Annotated in this window: 2 protein-coding genes; both read left to right on the top strand. The window is 43.7% G+C overall.

Features of this window, described 5'->3' with window-relative positions; all coding sequences use genetic code 11:
• The first annotated feature begins 14 nt into the window (after nt 1-14).
• Nucleotides 15-15938 (top strand): amino acid adenylation domain-containing protein, encoded by a 15924-nt coding sequence (locus ACW689_RS16965; RefSeq protein ID WP_476293184.1) that lies wholly within the window; start codon nt 15-17, stop codon nt 15936-15938.
• Complete coding sequence (locus ACW689_RS16960) at nt 15935-23872, top strand: amino acid adenylation domain-containing protein (RefSeq protein ID WP_476293183.1); 7938 nt, start codon at nt 15935-15937, stop codon at nt 23870-23872. Before ACW689_RS16965 ends, ACW689_RS16960 begins: the two co-directional genes overlap by 4 nt.
• The last annotated feature ends 6 nt before the right edge of the window (nt 23873-23878 follow it).

Below are 23878 nucleotides of genomic sequence, written 5' to 3'. Positions count from 1 at the left end.
AGCGGTTTATAAGTATGGATGCATCTTGCGCAGACTCAGCATTAAAGCTGAGCGTTGAAAATATCTCAAAATATGAATCAAACATTTTGGAGTGCAGTGCGCTTCAACCCAATAAGTGTTTTGCAGAACAGTTTTTACTTCGGTTATCTGGGTCATTAGATGAGCAAAGAATTCAAAATGTAATGTCATGTTTTATTGACGAATTACTTACTTGTTTCAATGAAACAGACTTTTTGGGTACTGAAAATACGTGCCGTCTAGAGCAAATCTCATGGGTTAATATTGAGCCTGATGAACAAATCACTCAGCTACTTGAATTGGTTGAGGCGCAGCGCGCTTTATCTTTTGAAGTGGGTCATGAAAGCTTGATTCGTGTTCACCTAGTGAAGCTTTCTAACCAAGAACACACATTACTTTTCACTGTGCACGCCTTAATTCTGGCCAGATGTTCGTTGTCCCATATTGAGCATACTTTTCAAAATCAAATTGCTGAATTTTTGGATGTGCAAATAACGCATGAGTCATTGCCTTGGTTTAAAGCACAAGCCAAATCACAATTAACAAACAGTCAGTTTAACCGTGTACTTCGTCGTGATTATCCTAAGACACTCTGTATTCATCACCTATTAGAAGAGCAAGCGAAACAAGTTTCGACCTTGGCTGCGGTGGTTCATGATGAAACGAGCATAAGCTTTGCTGAACTTAACAACAAAGCGAATCAGTTGGCTCACAAGTTAGTTGCAATGGGAATAAACAAAGATGCCATAATCGGCATTTGTCTCTCACGTTCGACTGATTTTATTGTTGCCGCTATGGCTATACTCAAAGCTGGAGGGGCGTTTTTGCCGTTAGACCCAACCTATCCTAAAGATAGGTTGGCCTATATGGTACAAGACTCAAAACTGCAAATTGTGATCACGTCGCTGGATATGCAAGCGAATGTTTGTGCGGAAACTTTGCAGTTAACCGCTGTATTACTAGATGATGAAAAAACCTCTCTAGAGCTTGCGGCACTCCCAACTAGTAACCTTGATTCATCTACGCATAGTCCTGATCAGTTGGCTTATGTTATTTACACTTCGGGTACAACAGGGCAAGCCAAAGGCGTGATGGTAAACCATCGAGGCCTAGTGAATTTGATCTGGCAGGATAGAACGTTACTTGATATTCGTCCCGCTGATAGAATGTTGCACTGTATATCACTCGCGTTTGATGCGGGTATTCAAAACTTGCTTACAGCGCTGTGTTCCGGGGCAAGTGTTTATTTGACCGATGCGCAAGCGGATCTGATGACGTTAATGCAAACGCATTTGATCAGCCACGCATTTTTCCCAGTTTCTTTGCTTGCTGTTCAGGTACCCACGTATATTCCGTCATTGCGTATGTTAATGGTTGGTGGTGAGGCGTGTCCGGTTTCTGTGGTCGAAAATTGGGGCGCCAACACGCGCCTAATTAATGCGTATGGACCAACGGAAGCGTCGGTAACGGCCACAATCGCAGAGTTAAAACCTCAAGATAAAATAACGATTGGTCGAGCAATTCCTAATGTACAAGTTCACATATTAGATCACGCACTCAATGCGGTTGAACAAGGTCAAATTGGTGAAATTTATATTGGTGGTGTGGGTGTCGCACGGGGCTACCTTGGCCGTGAAGAGTTGACGGCAAGTAGCTTTATTCGCGATCCATTTAGCAACGATACGTCTATGCGTTTGTATAAAACGGGTGACCTTGGCTGTTGGACTGAACAAGGGGAAATTGAATACCATGGGCGTGCAGATGATCAAGTTAAGATCCGTGGTTATCGAATTGAGCTTGGAGAGATCACTCAGAAGCTATGTGATTTACCAGAAGTTAAAGAGGGGCTGGTTGTTGTTCACCAAGAAGGTGGGAGCAAACACCTCGTTGCTTACTTCGTCGCGAGCGAAAATATCAAAGTTGAGCCGCTATCGTTAGAGCAACAGTTAGAGGCGATTTTACCTCAATACATGCTACCTTCGGCCTTTGTTGAACTCGAGGCATTTCCTTTAACAACAAATGGTAAAATAGACAAACGCGCACTGCCAAAGCCTGAGATCAGAGCGATGGCAACCAATTACCTTGAAGCGCGTAACGATGATGAAGCTGTGCTTTGTCAACTTTGGGAAAACATACTTGGAATAAGTAGCGTTGGTATCGAAGATGATTTCTATCAACTCGGTGGTGACTCTATTTTGGCGATCCAAATGGTTTCGCAAGCCAATAAGCTTGGTTTTGCGTTGTCGACAAAAAATGTCACCGCTACACCGACCATCGCTGCATTGGCGCTATGTAAGAACAAGGCTGAGCGAGATGCAGAACAAAGCGAAGTGCAGGGTGAGCTACCGCTATTACCGATTCAGAAGTTTTATCTCGAAGAAACGGATGCGCAAATTCATGACTTTAGTCAGGCACTGTTATTAAGCACCCCAGCAGGATTTGATCTCTCGTCTCTTGAAGCAATCGTTGAGGCGCTATACCAACGTCATGATGCATTGAGACTGCAGTTCAATGAACAAGCTAACTCACAGTGGATTGCCAGCCATAAACCACTTCAGCAAATTGATATTAAAGAAGCTTGCTCTCATGTTGTGTGTCCTGCGGGAGTTGAGTGGAGCGATTGGCTAACTCAACAATGCAACGAATATAGAGAGCAGCTCAATATTTTTGATGGTCCGCTACTGCAGGCTGTTTTCTTTGAACAAGAAGATCAGGGTAGATTATATCTCGCAGTTCATCACCTCATTGTTGATGGTGTATCTTGGCGAATTTTACTTGCTGACATTGAAGAAGCATATGAGCAATGGGCAAAAGGCACGCCCATAAAATTAGGTGAGAAAACATCCTCCTTACAAAGCTGGGGTAAAACCTTACACGACTACAGTCACGATGAGCAGTTGCAAAAGGAATTGGGATTTTGGCAAAGTCAGCTTGCTGATGTACCAGCATTACCACTTGATCATCTAGTGCAAGAGCGTCCTCGTGAAAATACCACTGCCGTTGTGCATTTTGAACTTTCGCACGAAAAAACACATGCGCTGCTACATAACTGTCACCATGCATACCACACTCAAATCAATGATTTGCTATTGGCCGGTTTATATCTAGGAAGTAGTGCTTGGTCTGGGCTTGATGCATTTAGAGTTGTACTGGAAAGTCATGGCCGTTCGGATTTGTTCGAACAAATGGACACGAGCCAAACATTAGGATGGTTTACTGCTGCTCACCCACTGAGAATGGCTTTCGACAGTCATCAGGTCCGTGATGTGATCATTGCTACGAAAGAGCTGGTACACGGCATTCCGAATAAAGGCTTTGGGTTTGGTATATTAAGCCAGTTGGGCACACAGTTAGCATCTGAACCGTATGAAAATAGCATACTATTCAATTATCTAGGTCAGTTTGATAGTAAAGATGAGCAAAGCGCTCGGTTCTTACGTGCTGATGATAAAATTGGCGATGATGCTAAAAGTAAAGCACAACGTCGTTGGCATCAATTGAATGTGAATGCCAAAGTCATTGATGGTCATCTTAAAGTTGAAATCGACTTCAGCGAATTGGAGTTTGATAGCGCCAATATTCAGCATTTTGCGAGTGAACTTGCCAAAGGGCTCGAACTTGTTATTGCACACTGTTGTGAGTCTGACACGTCGAGTTTTACTTGTTCTGATTTCCCTGTTGCAAAGGTGACTCAGGCACAACTTGATGCGTGGCAGTCAACTTACCCAAGCTTGGAAGATTTGTATCCAGCGACAGCGATGCAGCAGGGCATGATGTTTCATAGTTTGGTCGACAAATCTGCCTACGCGACCCAGCAGGTCATTCACTTTAAGGGTGAAATTGATATTGATGCTTTGCAACAAGCTTGGGCATGTATCGTGCAAAGGCATAAGGTTTTCAGAAGCGTTTTTGTTGGTGCTGATGATGTATTGCATCAGTTAGTACAAAGTGATGTTGAGTTACCTTGGCAGGTTTTGAATTGGCACAGTGAAGATGAAGCTGTAGCGCAGTCAAAGCGTATGGCTTTGATGCACGAAGAGCGTCACCTTGGTTTTGACTTTGAACAAGCACCGCTCATGCGTTTTAGTTTATTGCGGATGCCTTGTGGACAATGGCAGCTTATCTGGACACACCACCATATGCTGCTAGATGGCTGGTGTTTGCCATTATTAACAGAGCAAGTTCAAACGCTGTATCAAACGTTCCTTGAGGGTAATCAACCGAACTTACCAAAACCAGCCGACTATGGCCATTATGTGAAATGGTTAGCTGATCGCCCGATTGAACAAGCGCAAGATTTTTGGCATAGCCGCTTGGCAGATGTAGAGTCGCCAACCCAATTACCTTGGGATGGATGCGAACCTGAACAGGGCAAAGCAATGGCTGTGGCTAAATTGGTTTTAGACAAAGATAGCTGCGATGCGCTTAAAACGCTTGCTCGTGATAGTCAGGTGACAATGAGTACTGTACTGCAGCTAGCGTGGGGGTATTTACTCAGTTGCTACAGCTCAGAAAGTAAGGTTGTATTTGGCACTACAGTGTCGGGTCGTCCTGCTGACTTACCTGGTGCTGATGAAATGATAGGTTTATTTATTAATACCTTACCTATTAGTACAGACTTCTCTGACTCATCACCTTTGGTTGAGCAACTAAAGCACCTGCATAACGAGATCCAAAACGCAGATGAGCACGGCTATCTATCTTTAACTGAAATACAGTCATTGAGTGGCTGCCCAGCTGAGCAAGGTTTATTTGATAGCATTTTCGTGATGCAGATTGCAGGAATGAAAGAGGCAGGGTCAAGTGCTAAGTTGCAAATAGCCGAACTTGAAAGTACTGAACAAACGAACTTTGCGATGACGCTTGCTGCGACTGTTGAACAGCAATGTATTTTAGAGTTGAACTACAAATCTGACGTATTTTCAGCACAGCGTATTGAAAGCTTATTGGCTCGATTACGTTTGATTTTAAATGCTATGCCAACTTGGGGAAGCAAGCCTATTCAAGGTTTGAGCGTGCTCAGTGAAAGTGAGCGCATGCAACTGACTCAGTGGGCAGGTCACTATCGCGAATTTGACCCGCATTTATGTATGCACCATTTATTTGAACGTCAAGTTGATAAAACCCCAGATGCTATCGCACTAGTTTATCAAGACGAGTGCATGACCTATCGCGAGTTAGATCAAGCAGCCAATGCGCTAGCCCATAAATTGAAGGCTGCGGGTACTGGCGATGAACAGCTCGTTGGGATCTATTTAGACCGTTCAAATAGTATGATTATAGCTATGTTGGCGGTTTTGAAGGCCGGGGCTGCCTATGTGCCGATTGACCCAAGTTACCCACAAGATAGGGTACGTCATATGCTGAGTGATTCTTGTATTGAGATTGTGCTTACTCAAAATCACTACGTAGATGAAGCTGAGCTGGCATCGCTGATCAAGATAGAGGTAACACAAGAAGTTAATTCTGGCATGCCAAGATTGGGACTTTCAACGGTAAATGCAAGTTCACTGGCTTATGCAATTTACACCTCAGGTTCAACGGGCCTACCTAAAGCGACTTTGTTAGAGCACAAGGGTTTAGTGAACTTGGCGCAAGCGCAGTCAAACAGTTTTTCCGTAACCTCGAACAGCAAGGTGGCACATTTTGCATCGATGACTTTTGACGCAGCCACATCGGAATGGGGAATGGCGTTAGTTGCAGGCGCGCAATTGCATATTTTGCCAGAGGATATTCGTACACAAGCAAACTTATTGCAACGTGTTTTGGTCGACAATGAGATCAGTCATATCACTTTACCGCCAGCGTTATTACCACACCTTGAACCAAGTGAACTGGGATGTCTAAAGCACTTGATTGTTGCTGGTGATGCGTGTTCAAAAGCTCAAGCGGATCGATGGTTATCGGCCGAGCGCACTTTTTATAATGCTTATGGTCCGTCGGAGGCAAGTGTGTGTGCATCTATTGGTGTATACAAAGGTCATGGTGCGGCGTTGACGATAGGTAAGCCATTAGACAATGTGCTGCTTTATGTTGTTGATAGTCATTTAAACCAAGTCGCACCAGGTATTATTGGAGAGTTATTAATTGGTGGGGTTGGTGTAGGCCGAGGATATTTAAATCGTGCTGAATTAACGGCCGAAAAATTTATTCGTAACCCATTGTTGGTAGGTGACGAGACAACACTATATCGAACAGGTGATTTAGTACGTTGGAGCGAGCAAGGCGAACTTGAATTTGTTGGTCGTGTTGATAATCAGGTTAAGATCAGAGGATTTAGAATTGAGCTGGATGAAATTGAGCAACAACTTACTACGCTTGAATTTGTCAAAGAGTCTTTTGTATGTGTAAGGCAAGAGCAGGGCTATAAGCAATTAGTAGCCTACTTTGTCGCTCAAGCTGGATTAGATGCAGCTCAATGTGCAAATAATGCTCGTGAGGCATTGGCAAAAACACTGCCTGATTACATGCAGCCTAGCGTGTATATGCCACTGGATACATTCCCACTGACACCAAATGGAAAAATAGACCGCAAAGCATTACCAGTACCACAGTTTAGTAGCGATAGTGAATCATACGTTGCGCCGACCACAGAAGTTGAAAAACAACTATGTGCAATTTGGGAGAAAGTACTTGGGGCTAAGCAAGTTGGCGTAGAAGACAACTTTTTCTCGTTAGGTGGAGATTCAATTTTAGCGATCCAAGTTGTTGCTCAAGCAAATAAATTGGGTATTTCGGTCACAACAAAGAGTTTGATTGAGAATAAAACGATTAAAGGCATGGCTGACAACTTAGCCACTTGTCATGTGGTAGCCGAACAAGGTGCCATTGACGGTGAGCTGTCTATGCTGCCTATCCAAAAATACTATTTTGAGCATAGTGGCAAGTCTCTTAATCACTTTAATCAGTCGGTTCTACTAAATACACCGGAACACTTTGACTTTGAGCAGTTGAGCACCATAGTGGCGGCGTTGGTCACCCGTCATGACGTTTTACGTTTGAGCTTTCAATTCAATGATGATGCATTGACTGCAAGTCATTTAAACCTGAATGAGTCGCTATGGGCGAACAATGTAGTACATGAGTGTTGCCCTGACGGGGTTGATTGGTGTGACTGGCTTGAAACACGTTGTCAGTCATATCAAGAAAGCTTGGATATTCAAAATGGTGAAATATTTAAAGCGGTGTACTTACAAGGTAAGTCACAAGGGCGCTTACTCTTTGTTGTACATCACCTTGTAGTTGATGGTGTTTCTTGGCGCATATTGTTATCAGATCTAGCTGAAGCATACGAACAAGTTGCTGCTGGCCAAGTGATTAAACTTGCTTCGAAAACCTCATCATATAAAGCGTGGGGACAGGCCATAAGCGACTATGCTCTTGATAGTGAAGTGCAGGCGCAAATTCCATTTTGGAATGAACAGCAGCATGCAGTTCAACCCTTACCATTTGATAAATCAGTGACAGAAAAACCGCTTGAAAGCACCACACGCATTCAAGAAATTCACTTCACCAATAAAGAAACAGAACAATTACTATATCACTGTGGGCAAGCATATCGCACTCATATTAACGAGTTGCTGTTAGCCGGTGTGCTGGTGGGGCTGCATAACTGGGCGGGTTTAGAATCTGTAAGGGTTGTTTTGGAAGGACATGGCCGAGAGCCTTTGTTTGACCACTTGGATGTGACCCAAACCATGGGCTGGTTTACATCTATCTATCCGCTACGACTCGCACCTGAATCTTATGGTGTAAGTGATGTTATTCGTTATGCAAAAGAGCGTCTACGTACTTTACCTGACAAGGGAATGAGTTATAGCGCCTTGGCGGGGCAGGAGAAAGCACAACAATTTAGCGATGCGATAGTATTCAACTATTTAGGTCAGTTTGACCAAGGAATGAACGCGGGTCAATATTTTACCGCTGCCACTGAAAATAAAGGGTTAGAAGTCGCCACAGACCATCCTCGTTGGCATCCTTTGAATCTAAACGGCATGGTCAAAGATGATCAGCTTTATTTTGAGTTGGACTACAGCACTGAGCAATTTAATGCCAGCACCATCGAAACTTTAGCTGAGCAAATCGAGTTAGGAATTCGAGAAGTAATAAAGCATTGTGCGCATGTGACGCATACCAGCTTTACGCCTTCAGATTTCAGCGGGGCAAAAGTAAGCCAGTCGCAATTAGATAAATGGCAACAAGATTACCCTCAGTTAGAAGATTTGTATTTAGCTACACCGATGCAAGCCGGCATGATGTACCACAGCTTATTGGAGTCAAGCGCGTATGTAACACAATTGTGTGTGAAGCTGTCAGGAGCAGCCGATCCGCAAAAATTGCAACAAACTTGGCAGCAATTGGTAGGCAGACACAAAATCTTCAGAACTTCGTTTGTTGGTGAAGAAGGGGCTTTGCATCAGTTAGTTTCAAGCTCTGCACCTCTTATGTGGCAAACACTTGATTGGCAGAACATGAATGTCGATGAGCAGAATAAAGCACTGATTTCTTTACAGCAAAAAGATAAATCTCAGGGCTATGATTTTGCTCAAGCACCGTTAATGCGACTTTACTTTATACAAGTGTCGGCAGAAGAGTCTTGGTTGCTTTGGAGTCATCACCACATGTTGCTTGATGGTTGGTGTTTGCCATTAGTGCTTGGTGAAATGCTTGATATCTACGCTGCGCTCGACCAGAGGCGAGAGCTAAAACTAACGTCAGTAGCAGACTATGGGCAATATATCCAGTGGCTAAATAAGCAAGATAAAGCAGCATCAAAACTATTTTGGCAGCGAACGCTAGCTGCGTTTGAGGCTCCAACACCGATTAATTTGTCGAAGCCCGTGTTTGCTACAGAAAATAGATCAACCGAGCTGACTTGGAAATTGTCGGAAGCTGTTACTTCAACACTCAAATCATTAGCCAAAGAGCATGAAATCACAGTCAACAGTATCTTACAGTTTGCTTGGAGTTGGTTATTGCACATTTACAGCAATGAAACTCATGTCATGTTTGGAACAACGGTGTCCGGTCGTCCTGCGGAGCTTAATGATTCAGATAAAATGGTTGGTTTATGTATCAACACTATCCCTGTCGTGTTCTCAATAGATAAATCAGAGCTGGTTGTTGATGCGTTAAAACGTATTCATGCGAATTTTCTCTCTACAAATGAGCATGGTTACTTGGCGATGACTGAAATTCAAGCGCAAAGTCAAGTCTCTAGCGAATGCGATTTGTATAATAGCTTGTTGGTCCTTGAAAATTACCCGATGGATGCGCTTGATGATTCGCAGTGTCATGAAAGTCTCAAGATTGCTAGCTTGGAAGGGAATGAGCAAACCAGTTTTGCACTAAGTGTGCTTGCGTATCTAGATACTCAGCTGCGCTTTAGTATTAAGTACAATAGCAAGGACTTTGCTGATACTGCAGTTGAAAGACTGGGAGAAAAGTTAGAGCACGTGTTGTTGACTCTTGGGCAATCTCTCAATCATAAAGTTGAACAATTAGATGTGTTATCCCAGTCTGAGCAAAAGTTAATGCAACAATGGAATGATACTGGAGTTGCGTTTGCTGATGTTCAAGGCATAGATGATTTATTTGTTCAGCAGGCTCGTAAAACGCCAGATGCAATCGCCGTCAGTTTTGATGACAAAGTGCTAACCTACCAAGAGCTGGATCAGGCATCGAACCGTTTGGCACACCTACTCATAGAGCAAGGATTACAGCGCGATAATTTAATTGGTTTGTGTTTACGACGTACACCCACAGTGCTAGTAGCGATGTTAGCCGTATTAAAGGCTGGCGCGGCATACGTCCCTATAGATCCCGATTCTCCAGCAGATAGGATCGCGTATATTGTTTCTGACTCTAACATGAAGCGCTTATTAACAACGAGCGATGTACCAACTAGCTCTCATCTAGATGGGCTACACAGCATTTGTCTTGACGATCCAAACGTGATGGATGTTTTGAATAATAAGCCTATTGAGCGTCCGAACACAGAGGGTAGACAAACGTCGGATCTTGCTTACGCAATTTATACGTCCGGTTCAACGGGGCAGCCAAAAGGTACGTTATTGGAACACCGAGGCTTGTGTAATTTGGCTCAGGCACAAACGTCGTTGTTTGAGATAACTCCTCAAAGTTGTGTGTTAATGTTTGCTTCTATCGCTTTTGATGCGGCGACTTGGGAGTGGTCTATGGCACTGATATCTGGTGCTCGACTACACATCATTTCTGAGCAAGAACGGGCCGATGTGAATTTATTGCAGGCACAGATACAGGCTCAAGGAGCAACCCATGCCTTCTTAACGCCAGCATTGTTACCACATTTAGATACGGAGCGAATGTCCAGCATTAGACATCTCATCGTTGGGGGTGAAGCATACCCACTGAAAGAGGTAAATCGTTGGACACGTGATGGTCGAATTTTCCACAACGCATATGGTCCATCTGAGACAACATGTATTGTCACGACTAGTCGGTTTATGAAGGAACACCGAGCGGTATCTATTGGTAAGGCAATTGCTAATGTTCAGTTGTATGTTGTGGATGAGCAAATGAAGCTATTGCCGATAGGTGTACCCGGTGAATTACTGATTGGCGGAGATGCGCTAGGGAGAGGCTATCTGAATCGCCCTGAGTTGACCGCAGAGAAGTTTATTGATAATCCTTTTGAACCCTCTAAGGACTCTTTATTATACCGTTCCGGCGATATAGTTCGCTGGATGGAAAATGGGGAACTAGAGTTTGTTAGCCGGGTCGATAATCAAGTTAAACTGCGTGGATTAAGGATCGAACTTGGTGAAATTGAGTATAGACTGACTCAAATACCTCATATTTCAGAAGCTCTCGTCTTGTTACATGAAGCAGATGGACGCAAGTATCTTGTTGCCTACTGTGTAACACAAAATGCACCAACGAATGACGCGGTTCGAGTGGCTTTAGCTGAACATTTACCAGACTATATGATCCCATCAGCTCACGTCATGATGGATGCGTTCCCACTAAATGTGAATGGTAAAATTGACCGAAGAGCTTTACCTGAACCAGAACTTGAATTGATTAGTCGAGATTATGAAGCCCCTCGAACTGACATGGAATGCCGTTTATGTGAAATATGGCAATCTGTGTTGAATGTGCCACAAGTGGGTATTCAGGATAATTTCTTCGCGCTCGGTGGTGACTCTATTCTATCGATACAAGTTGTTGCTCAGGCGAACAAAGCTGGAATTGGTATTACCACTCGCAGCTTAGTTAAAGGGCAGACAATAGCCGCTCTGGTGCGTGATATTAAGTCGACCCAGATTGATGCTCAGCAAAGTGACGTAAGCGGTGTTATGCCATTGTTGGCTATTCAAAGCTTTTTCCTTGATATGGATAACGTTGAACATGCGCGCAATCACTTCAATCAATCTGTTCTATTACAAGCACCTAGTGAGGTAACAGTGGAGTTTGTGACGGCGTGGGTACACAGTGTTTACAAACGTCATGACGCACTTCGGTTGAGATTTAAGCAAGCTCAGAGCGATGAGTGGGTGGCGGAGCATTACACTTTGTCTGAAGAGATGGTTAATGACACCGTTGAAAATGAACATCAGCCAGAAATTGTAGAACATGATATTTGGCTTTCAACGAGATGTGACGAATATCAGCGAAGTCTCGATATTACAAATGGTTCATTGTTCAAAGCGGCTCTGCTGAGCGGACAAAAAGGCAAACGCTTGTTTCTTGCACTTCATCACTTGGTTGTTGATGGGGTGTCTTGGCGGATACTGTTATCAGATTTGGCCGATGCGTATGAACAGTGGTGCAACACTGGGCAAATACAGCTTAGTGCAAAAACGAGTGCCTACAAAGCATGGAGCCTCGCGTTGCGAGATTATGGTGAAGGTCAAAAAATGCGTGATCAGCTGAGTTACTGGCAAACTCAATTGCGAAGTGTTCCGACTTTACCATTTAGCTCTAAGCTTGCAGAACAACCCAATGACCAAATGTCTCGTGTCGAATACTTTGAAATCAACAGCGAACAAACGCACGCTTTATTAAAAGATTGTCACAAAAGTTATCACACTCAAATCAACGATTTACTGTTGAGTGGTGTTTACCTTGGATTGAATGACTGGTCTGGTCATCAAGCGTTTCGCATTATGTTAGAAGGTCACGGCAGAGAGGAGCTGTTTGAACAATTAAATACCAGCCAAACTATAGGTTGGTTTACAGCTATTCACCCACTTATTCTTGCTCATGAGCAAGGTGGCGTTAAAGCCACGATAGTTGAAGTAAAAGAAAGCCTACGCCGAGTGCCTAATAAAGGAGTGGGATATGGCTTATTGAAGTCAAATGGGCTGTTAGACGTACCTAGTGATTTGAGTTCATCCGCAATTGTTTTCAATTATTTAGGGCAAATGGATCAAGCTGTATCGGCGGGAGATAATTTTCCAGAAGCATCAGAGAGCAAAGGTCGAGAGACCAGTAGTGAACTTAAGCGCTGGTTCCCATTAAATATCAATTGTATGGTTAAACAAGGTAGGCTGCGTGTCGAAATAGACTATAGCACCTGTCAATTCTCGCCGGAACAAATCAAGCATCTCGCGCAAAGTGTGGAAAAAGGGTTCATTGAAGTGATCGAACACTGTCAAGAGTCTGGCGTTAGCCAGTTTACACCAAGCGATTTCCCTTTAGCACAAGTTAGTTTGTCGCAGCTTGATCAATGGCAGCAAAGTCATTCAGATTTAATTGATCTTTACCCTGCAACTCCGATGCAGCAGGGCATGCACTTCCACGGATTGATGGATAAAACGTCATATGTAACTCAGTTATGCTTTGCGCTACAGGGCGATATTGATCCAACAAAACTACGCCAAGCTTGGCAGCAAATAGTGCAGCGACATAAAATTTTTAGAACCTATTTTGTAGGCCATGAAGAGCTATTACACCAATTAGTTGTTAAGCAAGTTGAGTTGCCTTGGGTCGAATTGGATTGGCGAGTGATGGATGAGCATGCGCAAAGACAGCAGCTGGATGAGTTGTTCGATGCGGATAGAGCTAAAGGCATGGATTTTTCTTGTGCACCATTAATGCGTTTTCATTTGATAAGGATGACGGATAGGCAGTGGCGCCTGTTGTGGAGTCACCATCATATGTTATTGGATGGCTGGTGTTTACCTCTCATATTGCAAGAAATGAAGGTTCTCTACAGTCAGGCAGATTTGGCACTTGAACCAGCCGCTGACTATGGTCGTTATGCTGGTTGGCTGAGTGAGCAAGAGCAGTCTGTAGCAAGACAATTTTGGCAGCAAGCTTTGTGTGAATTTGAAGCACCTACGCCATTGTCTATAGATAGGTTACCTGACTCTGGTGAGCACGGCTACAAGGAGTCCATGTTAGTCGTACCTGAGCATGTGGCCGGTGCTCTCAGCCACATAGCAAGTAAAGCGAATGTTTCGGTAAATAGTGTATTGCAGTTATGTTGGGGTTACGTACTACATGTCTATAGTGGTGAAACTAAAGTCATGTTTGGTACTACAGTTTCAGGGCGTCCTGGTGAACTGGAACGTTCGGGAGAAATGATAGGGTTATTCATTAATACCATTCCAATTGTGATGGATTTTAATGCTCAACAGCCACTATTAACATTGTTGGAGCACATTCATGCACACTTCCAGCAGGCTAACTTGAATGCATTTTTGCCGTTGTCAGAGGTTCAATCTTTGTCGAATATTTCGGCAGAGCATGAGTTGTTCGATAGTCTGTTTGTGTTCGAAAACTATCCTGAAAAAAATGAGCAAGAGCATGCACAAGAAATCGATGTAAAAGTAATGGAAGGGCGTGAACCGACGCATTACAAATTGACAGTATCTGCTCGTTTAAGTAACGAATTGCAACTTCTTCTAAGTTACCGTTCTGATGAGATAGCAACGTCTACAATTGATAGATTGAAGGCAAACTTAGCGCATTTATTCGAAACTTTACCTAAGTGCATTGAAGGTAACTTGGATACACTTTCTCTTGTTACAGAGCAGGAAAAGGCATGTTTGCTGGGGTGGAACCCGCCAACCGATGTAGTTTACCAAGCGCAAAGCATACAAGAGCTGTTTGCAAAACATGTGACTCAAGCGCCAAATGCGCCTGCATTATTGTACGGTGAGTATGCACTTAGCTATGCAGAACTTGATAGTGAAGCGAATAAACTGGCGCATTATTTAAAGCAAAATCAAGTTGAAACGGGTGATTTGGTTGGCATATGTCTAGCCCGTAGTCCACAGATGATAGTTGCAATGTTAGCTATTCTAAAAGTGGGTGCAGCCTATGTACCGATAGATCCTGACTATCCGTTAGACCGAATAGAGTACATGTTGCAAGACACACAGAGTCGCTGTGTTATCACATCGAGTGCTTTCGATTTTATTCCTAACGAAGTGGCATTGCATATTGATAGCACAGAAGTGATGCAATTGATTGATGCACAGCCTAATTCGCGCCCTGACGTTTCAAAAGTAAGTCCAGATAGCATAGCGCATGTGATTTATACGTCTGGCTCTACGGGTAAACCTAAAGGAGTGTGTGTGCCGCACCAAGGGGTGATCCGTCTTATTGATAAGCCTAATTATATTGATATTACAACGGATGATGTGATGGCTCAGGTATCAAACTGCTCGTTTGATGCGGCTACATTTGAAGTATGGGGGGCGCTGTGCAATGGCGCTAAGTTGGTCGGTATTGAGAAGGAAACACTGATCAATGCTGAAGCTCTGTTGGCATGCATTGCGCGTGAAAAAGTGTCCATCATACTAATCACTACGGCTATATTTAACAATCTTATCTCTGAAAAACCAGACGGGTTAAGTGGCTTAAAGTATGTACTGTTTGGTGGTGAAAAAGCCAACGTCCATAGTGTACGTTCAGTGCTTGAGCGTGGCAAACCACAACATCTGCTGAATTTGTATGGCCCAACAGAAAATTCTACAGTCAGTACGTTTGAGGAAATTCATCAAGTACGCGGCAACATAGTACCAATAGGTAAGCCGATCAGCGCCACATCAGCCTATGTCGTAGATAAAAACAATAAGCTGCTGCCAATTGGTGCCGCAGGTGAATTGTTGTTGGGTGGTGTTGGTCTTGCGCACGGATATTTGAACAAGCCAGAGAAAACTGCCGAGGCCTTTATTCCAGATCCATTCAACCCAGGCCAGCTTTTGTATCGCACTGGAGATATTGTGCGTTGGTTACCCGATGGCAGCATTGAGTTCCTAGGTCGGGCTGACAATCAGGTGAAGATCCGAGGTTTTAGGGTTGAGTGTGGAGAAATCGAAAATCAGCTCAATGCGATTGAAGGCGTGGAAAACTCGATTGTTGTTGTCGATGAATCTAAGGGCCAAAAAATTCTACTTGCTTACATCGTACTTGAAGACGCTACTACGTTATCGATCTCGGATATTCGTACACAGTTATCAAGTCGTTTACCTGAATACATGCTCCCAGGTCTGATGACCTTGATTGAAGAAATGCCTTTAACGCCAAACGGCAAAGTTGATCGTCGCGCACTACCTGAGCCAGATTACTTAGCGATGGCTGACGAATATCAAGCGCCTGATACTGAACTTGAAATTGCGGTGGTAAACATATGTGCAGAGTTGCTTCAGTTAGGTACTGAGCAAATTAGCATTACTGCCAATTTCTTTGAGTTAGGGGGACATTCTTTATTAGCCACTAAACTATGCGCAAAAGTAAATCAGGCTTATGGGGTCAGCCTTCAGTTGAAAGCCGTATTTGACTGTAAAACCCTCAAAGATCTGGCGGCAGCCATAGAGTTATTAACAATGCCCTTGGCGTCTGACGAAGACGAGTTAGGTTTTGATTTGGACGAGTTGGGATTCGACTTGGACGAGTTGGATGAAAGTGAAGAAGGATTCATGCTGTGAAGATAGAAGATGTACTAAAAAGACTAAAAGAAAATAAAATCACTATCGGATTGAAAAATGGAAAGCTATTTATAGGGGGCAAAAAAGAAGACATTAGTCATGACAGTCTTCGATTGCTTAAACAACATAAGGTTGAGCTAGAGGCTTTTCTTAAGGCTCGACAGCATAAAGTGCAGGCTGCACCATCAATAGGTAAAGCCCCGTCAGACGCGCGTGGCTTATCTTACGCGCAACAGCGTTTGTGGTTTATTGACCAATATGAAGGAGCGAGTGCCCTTTATAATATTCCTGTTGTACTTGAACTGAAAGGTAAGCTGAATATCGAGGCACTCAATGCCGCGCTCAGTGAAGTAATTACACGCCACCATAGTTTAAGAACGGTATTTATTAAAGATGGGATGGGCGAAGCCCACACCCATCTGCTAGATGCAGAGTCGTTTATTTTACCGCTCAATGATATTTCAAAGTTAGCAAATATTGAGCGTGACGAAGCTTTGCAGGCGCATATTCAAGCACAGGTTAATTGTACATTTGATCTCAGTGCTGACTTGATGTTGAAAGGGTCATTGACCAAGTGTTCTGATAGCAATTATGTACTGTGTTTAGTCATGCACCATATCGCATCAGATGGTTGGTCGGTTGGAGCGTTGGTGAATGAGATTAACCTTGCATACGTTGCATTTACAACGTCGCAGAAACCGGTTTTGCCTGAGTTAACGTTGCAGTATGCTGATTACGCACACTGGCAGCAAAATTATTTCTCAGATGGTGTATTAAAGTCGCATTTGGACTATTGGAAAAAGCAGCTTGATGGGATCCCTGAATTACATGGATTGCCATTAGACAAATCAAGGCCGAGCGAACGTACATATCAAGGTAAAACTCACACATCGCATATTAGTGCGCAGCAAAGTGCACAACTAAAAACTGTTTGCCAAAAACAAGGCGCTACTCTGTTTATGGGAATTAATGCGATATTTTCTGCACTGTTAGCACAGTACAGCAATGCCACAGACGTGGTTGTTGGCACCCCCATTGCCAATCGAGAACAGCAAGAACTAGCGCCATTAATAGGCTTTTTTGTTAATACCTTAGTGTTGCGAACAGATTTATCGGATAACCCCGATTTTGTTACTCTTCTAGAGCGCTCGAAACAAACGACATTAGACGCTTATAGTCATCAACAGCTACCTTTTGACCGTTTGGTTGAAGAGCTACAGCCTGCACGCAGTCTTAGCCACTCACCCTTGTTTCAGGTGATGTTGTCTTTACAAAACAATGATGTTGGTAGCATTAATTTGCCAGACCTAGAAGTCAGCCCATTGAATGGTGAGTCTAAGATTGCCAAATTTGATTTAACTTTAAACGTCACTGAATCAGAACAAGGCCTATCTCTTGATTGGGAATACAACACCAGTTTGTTTGAGGCCAACAGCATAGAGAAAATGGCTCGCCATTTTAATAATTTAGTCAGTGCAATCTTAGCTAACCCACAGGTAAGTGTGTTAGCAATTTGCTTGCTAGATGAGCAAGAAAAAGCACAACAGCTGGTTCAGTGGAACGCCACTGAAACAGCCTATGCAATCGAGGATTGTCTGCATCATGCATTTGAACGACAAGCACTCAACACGCCGGATAATATTGCGCTTGTTCACGGCAAAGAGCGTATAACTTATGGCGAACTCAACAGTAGAGCCAATCAGCTAGCTCACTACTTACTGCAAAAGGGAGTGACAGCTGGTGACGTGGTGGGCATTTGTTTAGAGCGCTCAAGTGCGACGATTACAGCTATGCTAGCAGTGTTAAAAGCCGGCGCAACTTATGTACCGCTCGATCCCAATTATCCGCAAGACCGACTTGATCATATTGTAGAAAGTTCCGCGTTGAATACAGTAGTTACATCTACGTATGCGCGTCAACTGCGTGCATTTCCTAAGCAAAACAACATTTGTATTGGAGAGCCAGAAGTCGAAGCTGCGCTTGCGACAATAAGCGATAAAAACTTAGTTGCACAAAATAACGATGCGCAAAGCTTAAGCCATATTATTTATACCTCGGGCTCTACGGGTAAGCCTAAAGGGGTGAGTATTTTACACAGCGCCGCGGTGGCGATGTGTGCTTGGGCAATTCGTCATTACGATGAAGCTGATTTAGCCGGTGTTTTGGCTGCAACCTCCATTTGCTTTGACTTGTCCGTTTTCGAAATTTTCGTGCCTTTAAGCATGGGTGGAAAAGTGATTGTGGTTGACAACGCACTGGATATTGCAAGCGTCGTAGAACCCCAAGAGATCACCTTAGTCAATACCGTCCCTTCAGCAATCAAAGCATTGTTGGAGAATCGTTTATTGCCGCAGCATGTGCGGGTTGTCAATCTTGCTGGAGAAGAGTTACCTAATAGCACTGTTTGTGAAATTTACCGACAGTTGCCTGATTGCCGAGTATACAACTTATATGGACCGTCTGAAGATACGACTTATTCTACATTTGCACATATTCCAGAGGGCTTTTATGGCGAGTCACCCATAGGCAAGCCAATCGATAATGGGACTGTGTATGTACTTGGACAAAATCGTCAATTATTACCTGTAGGTGTGGCAGGTGAACTATATGTTGGTGGTGCAGGTTTGTCGCAAGGTTATTATAAGCGAGCTGATCTAACCCAAGAGCGCTTTGTAGAGCATCCTTACAGCGATGTATCCGGTGCACGTTTGTATCGTACTGGCGACTTAGTACGTTGGCAAAATGATGGCACTTTGGCATATCTTGGCCGTATAGATAATCAAGTAAAGATCCGCGGTTTTAGAATAGAACTGAGTGAGATAGAGCATCAAATGCGCACTGTGTCAGGTGTTGAGGATGCACTGGTACTGGCACAAGAGCATAATAACAAGAAAATTTTGGTGGCTTATCTTGCGGGTACCGAACAACAATTAACCGCTGCAGTACGTCAACATTTGGTCGATAGCTTACCCGATTACATGGTACCAGATGCTTTTGTTGAGCTAGAAGCATTTCCACTTACACCAAACGGCAAAATAGATCGCAAAGCCTTACCTGCGCCGCAAATACAAAGTAATGAACAAACTTATTTGCCACCGCAAAATGATACACAGCAACGTCTATGTGACATTTGGCAACAGGTATTAGGTTTAGAGAAAGTAGGGATCCGCGATAACTTCTTTGCTATTGGCGGCGACTCAATCCTATCAATTCAAGTGGTTGCTCAAGCAAATGCGATGGGGATTGGTATTTCAACCAAAGGCTTGTTTACGCACCAAACAATTGAGCAACTAGCGGCCAATGTTGAACAAGTAATAGTGAATGCTCAGCAGGATGATGTGGCAGGCCCGCTGACACTGTTGCCTATTCAGCGTTATTTCTTGGATAGCCAGCATGCCGTTAATCATTTTAACCAGTCTATTTTACTCAAATTGCCAGAAATGGTGGGTGAGTCTGATGTGTACCGTTTGTTTGAATACTTGGTGCAACGTCATGATGCATTGCGATTGCGTTTTGCACATACACAGCATGGGTGGCGTGCTGAGCACCTTGATGGTGTATCTAACATTTTATCTCAAGCTTTTGTAAGTGAATCAAAAACGATAGAGCAGTCATGGCCTACATGGTTGGAATCACGCTGCCAGCATTGGCAATCGTCACTGGATATTGAACGAGGACCCTTGTTTAAGGTTGTGCTTCTATCTGAAGGCCGTGAACGCCGTTTGTTTGTTGTTTTTCACCACCTCATTGTTGATGGTGTTTCATGGCGCGTTATATTGGCGGATCTAAATAAGGGGCTGCAGCTACTACAAGATAATTTGCCTATGTCGCTTGAGCGCAAGACATCGTCATTACAACTTTGGGGACAAAAACTATTTGCTTATAGCCAAAGTCCAGCTTTACTCAAAGAAAGTTCATATTGGCAAGCGCAGTTAGCACCGGTGCCTGCATTACCAATCGATCACGGCGAACCTAAAAGTGTGTTAGAAAGCACAACGCGTCGAATTGAAATTGGGTTAAATAAAGAGCAAACAGATCGCTTATTACATCAATGTTCGCAAGCTTATCGCACACGCGTTAATGAACTATTGTTGGCGGGGGTCATGCTAGGTATGCAGCGTTGGTCTTCCAATCAGGCTTTCAAAGTGGTACTTGAAGGCCATGGACGCGAAGAGCTGTTTGATGACGTAGTTTTAAATCAAACGGTTGGTTGGTTTACGTCACATTACCCTGTGCGATTTGCGTTCCAAAGTACCGACGTTGCGCAAACCATTGTTGATGTGAAAGAGCAATTACGCCGTGTGCCGAACAAAGGTATCGGTTTTGGTATCTTGGAAGCGCACACTCATGAATTACAAAGCAGTGATACCGACTTATATTCGACATTAGTCTTTAACTATTTAGGCCAACTTGACCGAGGTGCTTCAGTTGAAACGCTGCTCGAAGTGAGTGATGAAGTGAAGGGTTGTGATATAGGTCCAGCTGTGCAGCGTTGGCACCAACTAGGCCTAAATGGCCTCGTTAAGAACGGGCAACTGACGTTCATACTCGATTATAGTCAACAGCAGTATCAAGACCAGAATATGGAGGCGCTGGCCACACTTATCGAGCAGGGATTAAATGAAGTAATAGCCCACTGTAGTGATACGGATGCGGGCTATTATACGCCCTCAGATTTTCCTCTGGCTCAAGTATCGCAATCTAACCTTACAAAGTGGGTTGAACGCTACCCATTAATTGAGGACCTGTATGCGGCAACGCCAATGCAACAGGGGATGCACTATCATAGCCAAATTGAAAATGGCGCGTATGTCACTCAGCTTTGCGTCACTTTAGAGTCACAGCTAGAGCCATTACATTTTAAGCAAGCTTGGCAGGCCGCGACCAAACAACACAAAATATTGCGTACTGCTTTTGTTGAATCAGATGAAGGGTTACAGCAACTAGTTGTTTCGCAAGCGCCATTAGTTTGGCAGGATCTTGATTGGCAATCTTTATCAGATGAGCAGCAGAACGACCAAATAAAAGCGCTGATGCGAGAGGATCAAGTGAACGGCTATGATTTTGCTGAACCTTCACAAATGCGTTTTTATTTAATTCGCTTAGCTGAAAATAAATGGCAATTCTTTTGGAGTCACCACCATATTTTACTGGATGGGTGGTGTTTACCGATCGTGTTTAATGACGTACTTACACAGTATCAGGCGCTTAATAAGGGTCAGGCGCTTCAGTTTGGCGCACAGCCTCAATACAAGGACTACATCCAATGGTTGGCTGCACAAGAGCATGTATTGGCTCAAGATTATTGGAGTGATCAGCTTAAGGACATTGATAGTGCAACACCACTGCCTTTTAGTGAGCATGACGTTGATAGTGATTTAATTGGTTACGCTGAAAAAGAGTTGAGCCTTGATAAGCAAACGACTGCTCGCTTAGAAAGCCTAGCATCGGCTGGCTGCACGACGATGAGCACCGTGGTGCAAGCGGCGTGGGCTTACTTATTATCTCGTTATTGTAATGATGAAAAAGTGATGTTTGGCACAACGGTTTCTGGTAGGCCTGCACAGTTGGCAGGTGTTGAGCAAATGGTTGGTTTGTTCATTAATACAGTACCAGTGGTTGCAACCATTGCGCATGAGCAGCCACTACTAGAGTGGTTAAAAACTCTACATCAGGCGCATATACAAAGAGATGAGCACAGTTATTTGCCACTCACTGAGATCCATGCGCTATCCAACATGCAAAGAGATACGCCGTTATTCGACAGTTTATATATATTTGAAAACTATCCGATCGGTAAAGAGCAAGATACTGATAATGACTTTAACATTGTTGATGTCATGTCAAACGAACAAAATAACTTTGCACTTACGCTTAGTGCGTTTCCTGGTGATGCACTTGCGTTTCGTATTACTTATCAAAAGAATAAGTTTGCTGATTCAAGTATTGTTTTGTTGGGACAACACCTTAAGCAGCTATTGGAGTCTATGGCCCAAGACCCGATGCGTCCGCTTGGCGACTTAGAGATTTTATCAGCGCAAGAGCGTAATTATCAGTTACACGAGCTCAATCGCACAGCCTCACCATTAGAGCCTTTCCAATCAACCTTGGAATTATTCGAATCGCAAGTTTTGCAAGCTTCGTCAGCCATTGCTGTAAAAAGTTCAATGGGGAGTTTGAACTACGCACAGCTAGATGAACAAGCAAACCAATTAGCGCATTATCTGCATATTCAAGGCAACCAAGCTGGGTCTTTGATAGGTGTATGTCTTGAACGAACACCAAACATGTTAGTTGCGTTATTAGCCGTTTGGAAACTGGGTTGTGGATATGTGCCAATCGATCCTAGCTACCCTCAAGAGCGAATTGATTATGTTATTGCACATAGCCGTTTGCGTACTGTGATAACTCAGTCTGAATATGCGCCCCGTTTAGGAGGGGAAATAAATGGGGTTGTTTGTTTAGATGATAGTCAGGTGCAGACTCAATTGTCGACATACGACGTCAGTACATCATTGCCGACGAACGTAGAGCCGCACAGCACTGCGTATGTGATTTACACATCAGGATCAACTGGTGCACCGAAAGGCGTTGAAATAACGCATAAGAACTTAGCTAATTTTGTGCTTGCTATGTCTGAGCGTACCCAATGGAACGCACAAACTCGCTGCTTAGCGATCACCACATTGGCTTTTGATATTGCGGTCGTTGAGTTGTATTTACCACTGATTCAGGGGGGATGTATCTATCTTGCTGATGAACAGCAAAGTCGAGATCCTGTTGCGTTAATGGCGCGCCTTGAGCAAGACAATATCAATATGATGCAAGCAACGCCAGCGACGTGGCAGATGTTGATCACGGCTGGTTGGAAAGGGGCAAATGACTTTAATGTGTTAGTTGGAGGTGAGGCGTTAACGCATCCGCTGGATCAACATTTATTAGAGCGAGCTTGCGCAGTTTGGAACTGTTATGGACCGACAGAAGCAAGTGTTTGGACTTTAGTTAAGCGCTTGGAAAAAACACATTCAGCATCTGAGCGTGTGGCGATTGGAAACCCTTTAAATAACCTCAGACATTACGTATTAGATAAAGCGCAGCGTTTACTGCCATTAGGTATGGTTGGTGAGCTATACATTGGTGGTGAAGGCGTTGCGAAAGGTTATTTTGCACGCGAAGATCTGACAAAAGAGCGTTTTATTAATAATCCGTTTAAGGAACATAGTGAGCCGACCATTTATCGTACCGGTGATCTCGTGCGATACCTGCCAAATGGTGACTTTGAATTTTTGGGTCGCTGTGATGACCAAGTGAAAATTCGTGGCTTTAGAATCGAGTTGTCGGAAGTTGAGAACCACCTAAATAGATTAGATACCATTCGCCATTGCGCAGTCGTCGCTCAGCAAGATGAATTTGGTGCTCAACGTTTAGTGGCGTTCTTTGTGCCTAAATCAGGGGTAGAGTCGCCAGATAATGTGACATTACATCAAGCTTTAAAGACCACTTTACCAGACTATATGGTGCCCAGTGCGTTGGTGGAATTGAGCGAGCTACCAATGACGCCGAATAAGAAAGTCGATAGAAAGCTACTTAGTACCTACTCGGTTGAATTTGTAGCTCAGGCATATGAAGCACCAACATGTGAGTTGGAAATAACTCTGTGTGAATTGTGGCAAGAAATGCTTGGCTTGGAGCAAGTCGGCATCACGGAAGACTTTTTTACATTGGGAGGCCATTCATTGTTGGCAACTCGATTATTGTTCAGTGTCAATGACATGTTTGGTTGTAACGTGCGTTTACACGATTTTCTGCAGGTGCCCACCATTGCTTCGTTATCGGAGCTAATAGAACAACAAAAACAAGAAAAAGATGAAGACAAAATCCACTCTAGTGCAGATGCGGCAAGCGTTGAAGCCGTAGAAGAGTTGGAATTTTAATCCTAA

The sequence above is a fragment of the Pseudoalteromonas sp. ABE4_541 genome (genome assembly GCF_056312285.1).
The sequence above is the reverse complement of the archived record's forward strand: the minus strand, read 5'-3'. Positions and strand labels throughout refer to the sequence as shown.

Coding starts and splice junctions, on each gene's coding strand:
- ACW689_RS16965 (WP_476293184.1), top strand. CDS start 15: ATGGATGCATCTTGCGCAGACTCAGCATTAAAGCTGAGCGTTGAAAAT.